Origin of the sequence: Lonsdalea britannica (assembly GCF_003515985.1) — a bacterium.
Taxonomy (GTDB): Bacteria; Pseudomonadota; Gammaproteobacteria; order Enterobacterales; family Enterobacteriaceae; genus Lonsdalea; species Lonsdalea britannica.
Genome location: NZ_CP023009.1, coordinates 262,811 through 275,833, shown reverse-complemented (window position 1 = coordinate 275,833; position 13,023 = coordinate 262,811). Strand labels below are relative to the sequence as shown.

Genomic DNA, 13,023 nt, shown 5'->3' with positions numbered 1-13,023 from the left:
GTACGCGGTGCTTGAACAAATGGGCAAAGCGGCAAAACAGGCCTCTTATCAACTGGCGGCCTTGAGCACCAGTCAGAAAAATCAGGCCCTTATCGCGATAGCCGATCTGCTGGAAGCGGAGAGCGCCTCTATTCTGTCCGCTAACGAACAGGACGTTGCCGCCGCGCGCGAAGAGGGACTGAGCGAAGCGATGCTGGACCGTCTTCAACTGACGCCAGCACGTCTGGCCGCGATCGCGAGCGACGTACGTCAGGTTTGCAGCCTCAACGATCCGGTCGGCGAAGTGATGGATGGACGTATTCTGGACAACGGTCTCAAGCTGGAACGTCGGCGCGTGCCGCTGGGCGTGGTTGGGGTGATCTATGAAGCGCGTCCCAATGTGACGGTTGATGTGGCGAGTCTGTGCCTGAAAACCGGCAACGCGGCTATTCTGCGCGGCGGGAAAGAAACGTATCGCACCAACGTGGCGACGGTCAGCGTAATCCAACGGGCATTGACGCAGTGCGGTTTACCCGCTGCGGCGATCCAGGCGATTGAGAAGCCGGACCGCGAACTTGTGAACCAGCTGCTGAAACTCGATCGCTACGTAGACATGCTGATCCCCCGCGGCGGCGCCGGTCTTCACAAACTCTGCCGTGAACAGTCGACCATCCCCGTGATCACCGGCGGTATCGGCGTTTGCCATACTTACGTCGATGAGTCGATGGAGTTCGAACCCGCACTGCGCATCATCGTGAACGCGAAAACCCAGCGTCCCAGCACCTGCAACACGTTGGAAACGCTGCTGGTGAATCAGCGTATTGCGCAGGATTTCCTGCCACAGCTGAGCGCGGCGATGCACAAAAGCGGCGTCACGCTGCATGCCTGCCCACGTTCCTTGCCGTTGCTGAGCGAGGGACCGGCGAAGGTGATCGCAGTCGAAGCCGCTGACTTTGATGATGAATGGCTGTCGCTGGACCTGAATGTCGCGCTGGTGGACGATCTCGACGATGCCGTCTCCCATATCCGTGAACACGGTACGCAGCACTCAGATGCGATTCTGACGCGTTCACTGAGCCGTGCGGAACAGTTTGTCCGTGAGGTCGATTCTTCCGCCGTTTACGTGAATGCCAGCACCCGTTTCACCGACGGCGGACAGTTCGGACTGGGCGCAGAAGTGGCCGTCAGCACGCAGAAACTGCATGCGCGCGGCCCGATGGGACTGGAAGCGCTCACCACCTACAAGTGGATTGGCTACGGCGACGATCTCGTCCGCGCTTAATCGTCTGTGTTATAGCGGGTTGGAGATTTATAACAGGCTGCTATAACACGAAAAAAGCGCTCGGCTGTCCGATTATAAAATCGGCAGACGAGCGCCAGATGCTTGACTTGCCGGCATGATTTCACTAGTTTGTCACTCCGTAACACATCGTCAGGCATTCGCAGGGCGACCAAAAAGCCGATATAGCTCAGTTGGTAGAGCAGCGCATTCGTAATGCGAAGGTCGTAGGTTCGACTCCTATTATCGGCACCATTCAAACATCTCCCAACGTCTACTAAAGTTCACTAAAACCCCTTATACTCTGCGTTGTGTCGCTCCTGATAGTATTTTCACGTCTACTGACATACCCCAAAATCTACATGCTTCTGGGGGTACATTCGGGGGTATGTTCTGTTCGGTCTTGTGGAGATACCCCCAATGAAGCTCAACGCCCGCCAGGTTGATACCGCTAAGCCAAAGGATAAACCCTATAAACTTGCTGATGGTGGTGGGCTTTATCTTCTGGTTAACCCAAATGGCGCACGATACTGGAGACTCAAGTATCGGGTGGCCGGGAAAGAGAAGTTGCTCGCTTTAGGTGTGTATCCAGACGTTACCCTAGCCGACGCGCGTTCTAAACGTGATGAGGCAAAAAGGGGTATCGCTGGGGGTATCGATCCTAACGAAGCAAAGCGGGAAGAAAAGGCCACACGCGAAGCTCAGGTAAACAACACATTCCATGACATCGCTACAGAGTGGCATACGAGTAAGTTAAAGAAGTGGTCTCCCGGATATGCCTCCGACATTATGGAAGCATTCAAAAAAGACGTGTTTCCCTACATTGGCAAAAAGCCAATTGCAGAGATTAAGCCGCTTGAACTGCTGAATGTACTTCGTCGAATGGAGGGTAGAGGGGCTACGGAGAAAGCTAAAAAAGTGCGGCAGCGTTGCGGTGAGGTTTTTCGTTACGCCATCGTTACTGGCAGGGCTGAATATAATCCCGCTCCAGATCTCACTAGTGCCATGCAGGGGCATGAATCCAACCACTACCCTTTCCTGAATGCGCAAGAGCTTCCCGCATTTTTTGAGGCGCTATCACGCTACTCAGGTAGTGAGCTGGTGGTATTGGCTGCGCGTTTGCTAATCATTACCGGTTTAAGAACTGGCGAACTGCGTGGGGCTATGTGGCAGGAAATCGATGCTGATGATGCGGTGTGGGAAATCCCGGCAGAGCGAATGAAAATGCGCCGCCCGCATTTAGTTCCTTTGTCATCACAGGCCCAAGCCATTATCGCGCGTATTCGGGAAATGACAGGGCGCTATTCCTATATGTTCCCTGGACGTAATGACCCGCGTAAAACCATGAGCGAGGCCAGCATTAACCAGATTTTCAAGCGCATTGGATATGCAGGGAAAGTGACAGGTCACGGATTCCGCCACACAATGAGCACCATTCTCCACGAACAAGGCTACAACACCGCGTGGATTGAAACACAGCTGGCACACGTTGATAAGAACAGTATTCGCGGCACCTACAATCACGCCCAGTATCTGGATGGCCGCCGTGAAATGCTTCAGTGGTATGCCGACTATATGGACGTGTTGGAGCATGGTGAAAACGTGGTTCACGGGCGTTTTGGTCAATCCTTATGACTGGATGAATAGACAGTGATAGTAGATGTGGGTAGACTTCTGTAGACGAATAAAGAATAGGCTATGTCTAGGCTGATCCCCAAAAACCCGTACACCTCTGCGGGCTGGCATAGCCGCCAAAATCAGAGGGCGTGAGGTGGCGTATGCTTAATCCAGCGATAGAGCTAAAAGCTAAAAAGCAGCAATTCATAAGCATTAGAGAACTGATTATTCGAATCGAGTCTAAATATCCCGATATGACAAGGGATCAGATAGCGAACTGGATAATTATCCGGCTAGATGAAGAGCAGGAATATGCTCCTAGCCTGCTAATACAAGATGCTCGTGGAATAACTAGAAGACCTTCCTCCAGTGACCCATTTTTAAGTGCATATGAGCTGTTAAATCGGGTTATGGCGAGTCCCAATATGGATAACCCACCGTACGAAGGGTGGACACCATCTATGACGAGGACAGGGCAGGAAAAAAGCACTGCAGACCTTAACTTTGATGATGATATTCCATTTTGAGGTGATGTTATGAATTCGTTTGATTTTTTAGGTTTTAACCGTTCGGAGATAGAAAAGACTTTAGGCCTAAACCTCCACGATAATCTATTAGAATATAATATCGGGTTGAAAAAAAATTTAGATAGCTGGCTTGTTCCTTATCTTTCACGCGATAATATTCTATTAAGTGATGCTGCTTGTTTAATTATTGGTGCTAATCCTAGGTTGAGCTTAGGAGGAGAGAAAAATAATGAATGTGAATCTTATAAAGAATCACTATGGGACGCCATTGATAATGGTAAGCTAAACGCAAGGGATATTTCGCACTACGATAATATGGATCAAGACCGTCGAGACTGTGTGCTTGTTCGTAGTGAAGTCGAAAAATGGGTTGCTGAGCATGAATTTAATTGGCCTTTACCTCTACAGCAATCACAGGTAATCGAAAATACCAATCAGGTGTACCTTGACCAGTGGGGAGAGTTCCCTGGTAAAAATACAGCACTTATGATGATTGCTGGTATGGCTATTGCGCTTGAAAAATCGAGTAAATCTTTTCGGAATGGAGATCGGTTAAATAAGCTCTCTATAGCCAGAGCTGTAGCTCACAATCTAGCGGCATTGGGCTATCAGGGGATGGTTGTAACAGAGAAGCAAATGACTAACCTGATTAAAGAGGCTTTAGAAATCACTTTGCCTGATAGTGAGGAGTAGCCACTTCTAAACGTAACCTTAATGCGGGGCAGCATTTCTAAAGTCCCGTATCTGCCTTTTCTACATTTCCAATGTTACGATAAAAATGCTGTTTTCCTGTCGCTTGGCTGAATTACTCTTTCCATCTTTATTGTTGTGATTTCCACACTGAATAGATTGAATCTGATTAAATTAATCTCGTAAACCGCAATGGACGTTACGAGGTAAATATGTCTCAGTCATTAATTAGATTTGCCGAGGTACAAAAGCGCACTGGCTATAGTAAAGCGTGGTTATACCGCCTTATGAGCGAGAAACGTTTTCCCGCTGCTATTAAAATAGGTTCACGCTCAATCGCTTTTATTGAAAGCGAAATTGATGAGTGGATTAATCAGCGCATAGCTGAATCACGTGGCGAGGTGGCGTAATGAAAAAGAAAAACCGCCCCGTACAGCAGGCGGCTAACTCAGATATTCGCACGTCTGATATTACGCCGACCACCAGCCCGGTACAAGTACCTAAGCGTACCCCAAAGAAACACCGCGCCCGTGTCTATATGCTGCGCACTGGCGTAGAGGGATGGACAGAAAATGACATCCTGCGCTACTGCCGTCTTTCATCCGGGCGTAATTATGCGTCTGAGCTGGAGCGCCAGCTTGATATTCAACTAGAGCGTATCGACGAGAAAAACCCGGATGGTATTGGCGCACACCTGCGATACCGCTTTTCCTGCCGTGGCGACGTTCTCAAGGTGATCCAACTTGTGAACCATAATGCCGCCATTAATGAACATCACGGGCTATCTCAGCAGGATATTACCGACATTCTCTCCCTATACCCGGATGCGTTCAACGCAGCTTAACGGAGCCTGACAGATGAAAACTGAAAAAAGCAGATTAATTTCTGAGGCCGCCCCACAGCCTGCTACCAGCATCAGCGATATTTCAGGCAACGAGTTTGCCACTATTGTCCCGGTTATTTCCGGCCAAATCGGTGGGCGTGAAACCAATATTGTGAGTGCAAAAGCACTGCATAAAACGTTAGGCGTTGGGCGTGATTATTCGACGTGGCTTTCCGATCGCATCAAAGACTATGGATTTGAGCTGGGGGTTGATTACGTAGTTTTTGATTCCCCCACTTTGAGGAATCAAAGTACAGAAAACAGCCAAAGCGCTAGCGGTTGGAAAACTAAAAGAGGTGGCGATCGTCGCAGTAAAGATACTGGTCTTTCACTTGGCATGGCAAAAGAGCTGGCGATGGTGGAGCGCAACGAGCACGGCCGCGCCGTGCGCCGATACTTCATCCAGTGTGAAGAGGCACTACAGCGTAGCGTACCGGAGATCGCCGCACAGTATCGCCGCCAGCTTAAAGCCCGCCTGAGTGCCGCTAACATGTTTAAACCGATGTGCGCAGCTCTGGATGCTGCCCGTGCTGAACAGGGTAAACAGACCTTACACCGTCACTACAGCAACGAGAGCAACATGATCTCCCGTATTGTCCTGGGTGGCCTCACAGCTAAACAGTGGGCGCAGGTTAATGGCATTGCTGGGGAAGCACGCGATGCTATGAACGCCGTTCAACTGGAGCACCTCACCTATCTGGAAGGCACTAATACCACCCTGATAGATATGGGCATGGCCTACGACCAGCGAAAAGCTGAGCTAGTGCGCCTGTCACAGCGATGGATGACTAAGCGACTGGGGGCTGACCATGACTAAGCTCACCGGTAATAAAACGACGTTCACTGCTAATAGCAGCGATATTTCGGTAATTAAGTTCGAGGGTAAGAACGTTCGTATCGTGAATGTTTACGGTGATCCGTGTTTTGTTGCTAAAGACGTTTGTCGGGCTCTGGAAATGACAGATCACTTAGTCGCACTTCGCCGCCTTGATGGTGAGGAAAAGGGGAAGTGTTCAATACCTACCCCCGGCGGCAGCCAGGTTATGCGTACAGTATGCGAGTCTGGTTTCTACAAACTGATCGCCCGCAGCCGCAAAGCGACCACACCCGGCACATTCGCACACCGGTTCACTAACTGGGTATTCCGTGAGGTTATCCCGTCTATTCGTAAAACCGGCGCCTACGGTATGCCGTTCGCTTTCCTGAACGACCACAGTAAACGGCAAGCAGCATATATCAAGAAGGCCAGTAAGCGCGGTAAAGACCTGCAAGCCTGCAAAGGTGAGAAGTCCCACCTAATCGCCGAAGAAGCTGAGTTATGGCGCAAGTATCAACCTCAATTACCGGAGGTTCACTAATGCTCGCCGTCCAGGATAAAGCCTTTCCCTTGGCTAGCCTGTTAGCAAATGTTAGCCCTCAGAACCTAATAAAACCTAATACAGCGAACGGCAGATTGTTATCAATTGTTATGGTTCGGGGCTTAGCAAAACCAAGTGAGAGCCTCACAAAACCTCACATTCAGCGCCGGGCGATGATGACAAATGACGACATTTCGAACCTGAAAAAACCTGAGTCGCATGGGGTGAAAACTCGCATAACAATGCCAGCTAATGCCAGCCCCTCATTTTCTCGTCGTGGTGACGAGGAGAGTTTCGAGACCAGTACGCGCGGGGAGTTTTCGGACTCCATAAAAAAGGGCTTGCCGACTATCGCCAACCCGGTTTATGGTTATAGCGCACCAGCAAAATCTGGTGTCGGGATTGGCGTCCCGGTAACCTGTATAGTGCCGACACGCACTAAGCGTGTTTTTTTGTCGGCAAAATTCCTGCGCATCCAAATTATGGTGGGCTGGATGAGGCTTCCGAAAGGAAGGCCGGTGTCTATACAGGCCGGTTACGCCAACCTTGTTCAGCTCACCACCAGTCTGAGATTGGCGTCTCTTGGTGGTGAATTAAAAATTCACTGTATAGAGGCTGCCATCATGGCTACTACCCCTACCAAAAATCCGCAATTCATCTGGCTAATCGCAGTCGTTCGACGCGATATGCCGACAATTACCGCCAAAATTCACCATATCGCCGCAGCGTCTGAACGCGAAGCTCGCCGCACGCTGGCACGGGATCACGTCTGTTTCTTTGCCGGACGTATCCGTCTGGAGGTGGCAGCATGAACATTAACGCCTTGTACCGCCATCCGTCCGAGCTTGAAGCCGAAGTGATGTTATCCCGCGAGCAGGCTTACCCTGATGATTTTACGCTGGCAGAGCGTACAGCAGAACGTATGACTCGCGCCCGCAATGGGCTGGCTCACGTTATGACCGATTTAGCCACTCAACTCGACGATGAACAGGCCGCTATCGTGCATTGCTGGTTGAGTGAAGTCATGACGATTGTCGATATAGCCAGGATTGATGCGGAGGCCAGCGTATGAGCCAGTTACAACTAATTGATGCCACCTGTCAGATTGAACAAGCGCAGGCTGTTTTGTCCATGTGGCTGGAAAGCACCACCAATAAAACAGATCCCGATTTACCGCGCCTGATTGGTTCCATTCTGACGTTATTACACGGTGTACCCGAAGCAATGAACGAGGCTGAAAGCAAACTGGCTGACCATGTAATGCGTGAATACAGGGAGGGGAAAGCATGAGCAACGTACTGACATTAAAGACGGATAATCCCGACGTGTTCCACGCCGAAGCCACACCGTACGGCGTAAACATCATGACCCGCAACGATGCCGGGATGGATGAGCATGTTTGCCTTGTTCCCTATTCAGATGCGGTAACTCATCTCGATATTGGCAGGTATGACGAAATCCCCGATGAAGGTTTTGCCCTGCATTTTGCAGTGGCTGACGGCGGGGCGCGTGGCTGGTTCGATTTCACCACGCAGCACAACGTCACGATGTGGCGCTGGCTGATTGCTGCGACGTTCGTTTCTGAGATGAAGCGCGAGAACGGCACGTCCACGGTCACGGAACCAGACGGCACATCATCGCAGGTAGCGATTTACTCCAATGGGACAGCGGGCATTGTGGTTTACCCGTTTGCTGAACGGCTGGCGATGGCGAACAACATTGAGGGCGCACTGATTGAGCGCTACGGCGCTGAACAGGGGGCGGAGAACGCCATTGTGTTCTATCAGGCCATGCTGGATGCGGAGCGCGGTGAGCTGACCCCGTTTGGACGTGAAACGCTGGCAGAGCTACACGATCACTTCATTGCCGATCTGGATGAAAACGGCTGGCCTGAAATGCCAGCGGCGCACTGAGGGGGCAACATGATTACCAAAAACTTCCGACTAAATGCGCTGGCGAACCAGTACGCGGCGGCACTTTACAATCACATCACGGCTATTAATGGTGGTGATTACTTCATGGTTGACGCGGCAGGCCAGCAAATCCGTGTGGAACTGGTGGGCGGCGTCAGTGGCACGCGCCAGCTTATTGATGGTTACGCGCTCGAAGCACTCAAAAAGACATACCCTCAGCGGGAAAGCATCGGGATCACCATGCTGGAGAAATGCGTTAATGCTGGTGGCCTGACTGATACCGGGCGCGAGATATGGCAAAGCATGGTTAATGATATGGGCGCGACCGTGGCAGGGGGCAATCATGCGTAATATCGACCTTATCCGCGAAGTGAGCGCCGCCGCCGCCGGTAACTGGCCTTATGTGCTGGCTGGCCTGTCTATCGACGTGCCTGATTCATCACGCCGCCATGCCCCCTGCCCTGCATGTGGCGGTACGGATCGCTTCCGGTTCGATGATAACGGGCGCGGCAGCTTTATCTGCAACCAGTGTGGCGCTGGCGACGGCTTAGACCTGATTAAGAACGTGAACAACTGCGACACCACGGAGGCGGCACAGCTTGCGGCTGACGTGCTGGGTATTGATCATCGGGCAGCGCAAACCGACCCGGCGGCAGCGAGCCAGAGAAGGGAGCAACTGGAAGCTGACCGACAGCGGCGTGAGCAGGGGCGCCAGCAACAGGCAGCAGAGGACGCAGCGAAGCGAAGGGCTACGTTTATCCGTCTGTATGCCGGAATGCGCCAGAGCGTCACACAGGGCGAATCTGATTACCTGCAATCAAAAGGGCTGACCGGGTTTAATTACCCGGTTATGTCCGATGGTTCGTTACTCCTGCCGCTGGTGGATGAATCCGGCGCAGTGGCGGCAGCGCAGACCATCACCCCACAGGGAGATAAACGACTCCTGACTGGTTCAGCAAAGCGCGGAGCATATCACGCTGTTAACGCACCGGAACAGCCGCAGGAGGTGATCATTGCCGAAGGGCTGGCAACGACTTTATCCGCTCACCTGATGCGCCCTGACGCACTGACAGTGTGCGCCATTGATGCTGGCAACCTGCTGCCAGTGGCGGAGTTTATGCGCCAGCAGTATCCACAGGCGCAGATCATCATTGCCGCTGATAATGACCGACTGGACGACAAGCCCAATACCGGCACGGAACGGGCAGAGAAGGCCGCTTCTGCCGTGGCGGGCTATGTTGCCGTGCCTCCAACAGACTATAAAGCCGACTGGAACGACTACCACCAGCAGCACGGGCTAGCAGCCGCGACAGCCGCTTTTAACGATTCGATATACCCGCCGCAGGGGGATAACGTGAAACCGCAGCTACAGGCCATCAGGGGTGGTAAATCCAGCCAGCCAGAGAAAGATCCGCTAAAACCTCACATTGAAAGCCGTAGCGATGGTGTTTACTGGATCACGCCTAAGGTGGACAAAGACAGCGGCGAGGTTATCAACCACGATGCGTGGCTATGCTCACCGCTGGATGTTGTAGGTACTGGCCGGGATGATAAAGACCAGTACCTGATTATCCGCTGGCAGGCATTCGGTGCTAATGCGCTGACGACAGCCGCGATCCCCCTAGCTGACATTGGCGAACGTGAGGGCTGGCGCACTCTGAAAGCGGGCGGGATTAACGTTACCACCAAAAGTAGCCTGAGGGCGATCTTGGCCGACTGGCTACAGCGTAGCGGCTCGCGTGAATTGTGGCGTGTTGCTCACGCTACTGGCTGGCAGTGCGGGGCATACATCATGCCAGACGGGGAGATAATCGGCGCACCTGCACAACCCGTTTTATTCAGTGGCCGCAGTTCTGCTGCTGCCGGGTACACAGTAGCAGGAACCTCAGAGCGCTGGCGTAAGAGTGTTGCGCGTCTGGCATACGGTAACTACTCGATGATGACGGGCATTGCCGCCGCTCTGGCAGCACCGTTAATCGGGCTGGCTGGCGCTGATGGGTTCGGCATTCATTTCTATGAACAGTCGAGCGCAGGTAAAACCACCACGGCGAACGTGGCGAGCAGCTTATACGGTAACCCGGACTTACTACGCCTGACATGGTACGGCACTGCGCTGGGGCTAGCGAACGAAGCCGCCGCACACAATGACGGCCTGATGCCGCTGGATGAAGTCGGACAAGGGGCTGACCCGGTAAGCGTGTCACAGTCTGCCTATGCGCTGTTTAACGGTGTGGGGAAATTGCAGGGAGCAAAAGAGGGTGGCAACCGTGATTTAAAGCGCTGGCGCACCGTGGCGATCAGTACCGGGGAAATGGACTTAGAAACCTTTATAGCCACCGCCGGACGCAAGACCAAAGCCGGGCAACTGGTGCGCCTGCTGAATATCCCGCTGAGTAAGGCGGTGCGCTTCCACGACCACCAGAACGGCAAACAGCACGCCGACGCGCTGAAAGACGCTTATCAGCACCATCATGGCGCTGCCGGGCGGGAGTGGATCAAGTGGCTGGCAGACCACCAGCAGCAGGCGGTTGATATCGTGCGTGAGTGTGAATCCCGCTGGCGCAGCCTTATCCCTGCGGACTATGGCGAGCAGGTACACCGCGTGGCCGCACGCTTTGCCATTCTAGAGGCTGCTTTGCTGCTGGGTAAGGTTGTCACCGGGTGGGATGCTCAGACATGCCGTGATGCGATACAGCACAGCTACAACGCCTGGCTGCGCGAGTTTGGCACAGGCAACAAAGAACATCAGCAAATTATCGCCCAGTGTGAAGCGTTCCTTAACGCCAATGGCTATAGCCGGTTTGCTCCATTCCCTTACGACCCTCAGTCGCTTCCTATCCGGGAAATGGCTGGCTTTCGTGCCAGCGGAAACCATGAAAATGATCCCATCGTCTTCTACACCTTCCCTGCAACGTTCGAGCAGGAGATCGCCAGCGGTTTCAACCCGAAGCAGTTCGCTCGCGTGCTGGTGGAAAGCGGAATGATGACACCACCAGCCAGCGGCAGGGGTTTCCAGCGTAAATCACCGAGGATTAACAAGCGTCAATACAACGTCTATGTGATTCAGTACCGGCCAGACGATGAGGCAGAGGAAGAATAAGCCTCACATGTAAGGATTTTAGTGTTGGTTCAGTTAGTTCAGTTAGTTCAATTCTTTATTAGCCATGATTTATAAATAAATTATTTTGATTACTGAACCAACACTGAACCAACAGATGGCAGTTTTGAACCAACAAACTCTGAGTAACCAGATGTCAATTCAGGGCGGCATACATGGTAAGTGACAAAAAAGCAGAAGAACTTGAGGCGAAAGGCCTGTATAGAAGAGCAGCTTCTCGTTGGCTGGAAGTGTTTGACCAATGTGACACGGAAACCGGGCGGGAATGGCTCAGAAATCGCCGCAACGAGTGCTTGGCAAAGCGGGTGAGGCCAGTGGTGCTAATCGACACCTTTGGCGACGTGTCCAAAGCCGCTGCTGATACACAACGCCGCATGGGATTAGCTAAACCCTGCGGCGAGGCATTCCGACTTAAAATGAAGTGATCGATGTCTATGGAATGGATGGTTTTTATTGCTATTCGATAGATTGGGCCAATAGGATTAGTCCCACCAATACAGACGAGATAGATATATGTTCAGACTATCGTTAAGCATTTTTTTCCTTTCCTTTTCAACCTTATGTTGTGCCAACGATGAGGCTGTTATCACTAAAGCTAAAAACGCTGTTTTGAACCAGCTAACAGCGCGGCAAAACATTAAGGAATGTACAAAATTCAAGATATTGGCTAAAGGTGGTGAGATTGATAAATCAGCTGTCATAGCTAAATGTGATAACGACTTCAATGTGAACTACGGCTTAGAATACAGCAGCTTAAAAATACACCATTTGAATGATGGTTTGACTGTCTGCGGGATTGTGAGCGGAACAACTGAGCTAAGCAGAATAGGCGCAAGATTTGTTTATGAGGCAGGAAGTGGAAACGTGACGCTCAAACCATCAAAACATCCATTTTATAATCACCAAGCTTCTGGAGAATTTGGTAAGAACATGGCGAAGCTTGTAAATAATCAATATCGCATTGTGTATAAGGCATCATGTCTCTAAACAGATAATCACGCGCCCCTCAGGCCCTAGCAATACCAAATACCCTCTAAGGCATTCTAGCCTAACTAACGATAAAGTTATTGTTTCACAAAGTGGCACAATCAACTCCAATATTTCATTAATTGCAATTATAATTACTGTATAAAATAACAGGAGGTGTCATGATCCAGAAACCAACCGTGAAACCCGTATTGATGCGGATTAATCAAATTGAAGCTCTGCGAAAAATTCAGGAAGAGGAGCGCACCAAATCACCATTAGGTGTGGCCCCAACCATTCACGTCATAGCGCGTGGGCTGATGGATAAAGCGCTAGCTAAGTTGGTCAGGAGGCATAATGGAGCAATTACAACGTTTGGCTGAAGCCATTGCTGACGCCTACATTCGTGATCTCGTCCGCGTTAGCGGGAGTGCTCAATTTTCACATGTAGGAAAGGAAGGTGTAGTACGTCGCGAGTTGTTGGCCTCTGGGCTGGTTGATAACAGTGTTTACGCTGCCCGCCTCAATGGGAAGGTGGATTACGAGCGCGCGGCGTACCCCATGCTGATGAGAATGATTTCTTTGGATGGTAAGGAATACCAGGTGACCAATCACGGGAAAAATATTATTGATGGAATGCTTCGCCTAGCTCTTACCAAGAGTGCTATTCGAGTTAGCCACTAAAGGGGCGTG

18 protein-coding genes and 1 tRNA gene are annotated in these 13,023 nt (G+C 51.5%); all 19 read left to right on the top strand.

Translation table 11 applies throughout. From position 1 onward, the window contains the following. The first annotated feature begins 7 nt into the window (after positions 1-7). The 19 genes from proA to CKQ53_RS01320 all read left to right on the top strand — a co-directional run bounded on the left by proA (position 8) and on the right by CKQ53_RS01320 (position 13,014). Positions 8-1,261 (top strand): glutamate-5-semialdehyde dehydrogenase, encoded by a 1,254-nt coding sequence (gene proA, locus CKQ53_RS01410; protein ID WP_085653215.1) that lies wholly within the window; start codon positions 8-10, stop codon positions 1,259-1,261. A 176-nt stretch (positions 1,262-1,437) separates the two neighbouring features. Beyond that, positions 1,438-1,513: transfer RNA gene (locus CKQ53_RS01405), tRNA-Thr, on the top strand. 165 nt (positions 1,514-1,678) lie between these two features. Continuing rightward, on the top strand, positions 1,679-2,893 hold the full coding sequence (locus tag CKQ53_RS01400) for a tyrosine-type recombinase/integrase (RefSeq protein ID WP_094118575.1): 1,215 nt from the start codon (positions 1,679-1,681) through the stop codon (positions 2,891-2,893). Positions 2,894-3,036: 143 nt separating this feature from the next. Then, positions 3,037-3,402, top strand: coding sequence for a hypothetical protein (locus tag CKQ53_RS01395; protein ID WP_094118576.1), 366 nt, complete (start codon positions 3,037-3,039; stop codon positions 3,400-3,402). 9 nt (positions 3,403-3,411) lie between these two features. Continuing rightward, positions 3,412-4,095 carry a hypothetical protein gene (locus CKQ53_RS18625; protein WP_244200988.1) on the top strand — a complete coding sequence of 228 codons (684 nt, stop codon included), beginning with the start codon at positions 3,412-3,414 and terminating at the stop codon, positions 4,093-4,095. Between the two features lie 209 nt (positions 4,096-4,304). Beyond that, on the top strand, positions 4,305-4,502 hold the full coding sequence (locus CKQ53_RS01385) for a helix-turn-helix transcriptional regulator (protein ID WP_048241341.1): 198 nt from the start codon (positions 4,305-4,307) through the stop codon (positions 4,500-4,502). Then, positions 4,502-4,936, top strand: a complete 435-nt coding sequence (locus tag CKQ53_RS01380; protein WP_094118577.1) for a hypothetical protein — start codon at positions 4,502-4,504, stop codon at positions 4,934-4,936. Before CKQ53_RS01385 ends, CKQ53_RS01380 begins: the two co-directional genes overlap by 1 nt. Positions 4,937-4,949: 13 nt before the next feature. After that, positions 4,950-5,792, top strand: a complete 843-nt coding sequence (locus tag CKQ53_RS01375) for an antA/AntB antirepressor family protein (protein ID WP_094118578.1) — start codon at positions 4,950-4,952, stop codon at positions 5,790-5,792. After that, the gene (locus CKQ53_RS01370; RefSeq protein ID WP_094118579.1) at positions 5,785-6,333 is read left to right on the top strand and encodes a BRO-N domain-containing protein; all 549 of its coding nucleotides are present in this window, start codon (positions 5,785-5,787) and stop codon (positions 6,331-6,333) included. The genes CKQ53_RS01375 and CKQ53_RS01370 overlap by 8 nt, the downstream gene beginning before the upstream one ends. After that, complete coding sequence (locus CKQ53_RS01365) at positions 6,294-7,145, top strand: host cell division inhibitor Icd-like protein (protein WP_244200987.1); 852 nt, start codon at positions 6,294-6,296, stop codon at positions 7,143-7,145. The genes CKQ53_RS01370 and CKQ53_RS01365 overlap by 40 nt, the downstream gene beginning before the upstream one ends. Continuing rightward, positions 7,142-7,405 (top strand): nicotinic acetylcholine receptor subunit beta, encoded by a 264-nt coding sequence (locus CKQ53_RS01360; protein WP_094118580.1) that lies wholly within the window; start codon positions 7,142-7,144, stop codon positions 7,403-7,405. The genes CKQ53_RS01365 and CKQ53_RS01360 overlap by 4 nt, the downstream gene beginning before the upstream one ends. Continuing rightward, the gene (locus CKQ53_RS01355; RefSeq protein ID WP_094118581.1) at positions 7,402-7,623 is read left to right on the top strand and encodes a hypothetical protein; all 222 of its coding nucleotides are present in this window, start codon (positions 7,402-7,404) and stop codon (positions 7,621-7,623) included. Before CKQ53_RS01360 ends, CKQ53_RS01355 begins: the two co-directional genes overlap by 4 nt. After that, entirely contained in the window at positions 7,620-8,246 is a 627-nt protein-coding gene (locus CKQ53_RS01350; protein ID WP_094118582.1) for a ubiquitin family protein, read from the top strand. Before CKQ53_RS01355 ends, CKQ53_RS01350 begins: the two co-directional genes overlap by 4 nt. A gap of 9 nt (positions 8,247-8,255) precedes the next feature. After that, positions 8,256-8,597 (top strand): hypothetical protein, encoded by a 342-nt coding sequence (locus CKQ53_RS01345; protein ID WP_094118583.1) that lies wholly within the window; start codon positions 8,256-8,258, stop codon positions 8,595-8,597. Further along, positions 8,590-11,346 (top strand): TOPRIM and DUF927 domain-containing protein, encoded by a 2,757-nt coding sequence (locus tag CKQ53_RS01340; RefSeq protein WP_094118584.1) that lies wholly within the window; start codon positions 8,590-8,592, stop codon positions 11,344-11,346. Before CKQ53_RS01345 ends, CKQ53_RS01340 begins: the two co-directional genes overlap by 8 nt. A gap of 173 nt (positions 11,347-11,519) precedes the next feature. Next, positions 11,520-11,789 (top strand): PerC family transcriptional regulator, encoded by a 270-nt coding sequence (locus tag CKQ53_RS01335; RefSeq protein ID WP_094118585.1) that lies wholly within the window; start codon positions 11,520-11,522, stop codon positions 11,787-11,789. Between the two features lie 88 nt (positions 11,790-11,877). Continuing rightward, the gene (locus CKQ53_RS01330) at positions 11,878-12,351 is read left to right on the top strand and encodes a hypothetical protein (RefSeq protein ID WP_094118586.1); all 474 of its coding nucleotides are present in this window, start codon (positions 11,878-11,880) and stop codon (positions 12,349-12,351) included. 161 nt (positions 12,352-12,512) lie between these two features. After that, positions 12,513-12,713 (top strand): hypothetical protein, encoded by a 201-nt coding sequence (locus CKQ53_RS01325; protein ID WP_094118587.1) that lies wholly within the window; start codon positions 12,513-12,515, stop codon positions 12,711-12,713. Beyond that, positions 12,688-13,014 carry a hypothetical protein gene (locus CKQ53_RS01320; RefSeq protein WP_118894564.1) on the top strand — a complete coding sequence of 109 codons (327 nt, stop codon included), beginning with the start codon at positions 12,688-12,690 and terminating at the stop codon, positions 13,012-13,014. The genes CKQ53_RS01325 and CKQ53_RS01320 overlap by 26 nt, the downstream gene beginning before the upstream one ends. Positions 13,015-13,023: the final 9 nt, after the last annotated feature.

Excerpts from the sequence above, each read along its gene's own strand:
- CKQ53_RS01360 (WP_094118580.1), top strand. The coding sequence starts at position 7,142 with ATGAACATTAACGCCTTGTACCGCCATCCGTCCGAGCTTGAAGCCGAA.
- CKQ53_RS01380 (WP_094118577.1), top strand. The coding sequence starts at position 4,502 with ATGAAAAAGAAAAACCGCCCCGTACAGCAGGCGGCTAACTCAGATATT.
- CKQ53_RS01395 (WP_094118576.1), top strand. The coding sequence starts at position 3,037 with ATGCTTAATCCAGCGATAGAGCTAAAAGCTAAAAAGCAGCAATTCATA.
- CKQ53_RS01345 (WP_094118583.1), top strand. The coding sequence starts at position 8,256 with ATGATTACCAAAAACTTCCGACTAAATGCGCTGGCGAACCAGTACGCG.
- CKQ53_RS01385 (WP_048241341.1), top strand. The coding sequence starts at position 4,305 with ATGTCTCAGTCATTAATTAGATTTGCCGAGGTACAAAAGCGCACTGGC.
- CKQ53_RS01370 (WP_094118579.1), top strand. The coding sequence starts at position 5,785 with ATGACTAAGCTCACCGGTAATAAAACGACGTTCACTGCTAATAGCAGC.
- CKQ53_RS01355 (WP_094118581.1), top strand. The coding sequence starts at position 7,402 with ATGAGCCAGTTACAACTAATTGATGCCACCTGTCAGATTGAACAAGCG.
- CKQ53_RS01325 (WP_094118587.1), top strand. The coding sequence starts at position 12,513 with ATGATCCAGAAACCAACCGTGAAACCCGTATTGATGCGGATTAATCAA.
- CKQ53_RS01365 (WP_244200987.1), top strand. The coding sequence starts at position 6,294 with ATGGCGCAAGTATCAACCTCAATTACCGGAGGTTCACTAATGCTCGCC.
- CKQ53_RS01320 (WP_118894564.1), top strand. The coding sequence starts at position 12,688 with ATGGAGCAATTACAACGTTTGGCTGAAGCCATTGCTGACGCCTACATT.
- CKQ53_RS01375 (WP_094118578.1), top strand. The coding sequence starts at position 4,950 with ATGAAAACTGAAAAAAGCAGATTAATTTCTGAGGCCGCCCCACAGCCT.
- CKQ53_RS01400 (WP_094118575.1), top strand. The coding sequence starts at position 1,679 with ATGAAGCTCAACGCCCGCCAGGTTGATACCGCTAAGCCAAAGGATAAA.
- CKQ53_RS18625 (WP_244200988.1), top strand. The coding sequence starts at position 3,412 with ATGAATTCGTTTGATTTTTTAGGTTTTAACCGTTCGGAGATAGAAAAG.
- CKQ53_RS01340 (WP_094118584.1), top strand. The coding sequence starts at position 8,590 with ATGCGTAATATCGACCTTATCCGCGAAGTGAGCGCCGCCGCCGCCGGT.
- CKQ53_RS01330 (WP_094118586.1), top strand. The coding sequence starts at position 11,878 with ATGTTCAGACTATCGTTAAGCATTTTTTTCCTTTCCTTTTCAACCTTA.
- CKQ53_RS01335 (WP_094118585.1), top strand. The coding sequence starts at position 11,520 with ATGGTAAGTGACAAAAAAGCAGAAGAACTTGAGGCGAAAGGCCTGTAT.
- CKQ53_RS01350 (WP_094118582.1), top strand. The coding sequence starts at position 7,620 with ATGAGCAACGTACTGACATTAAAGACGGATAATCCCGACGTGTTCCAC.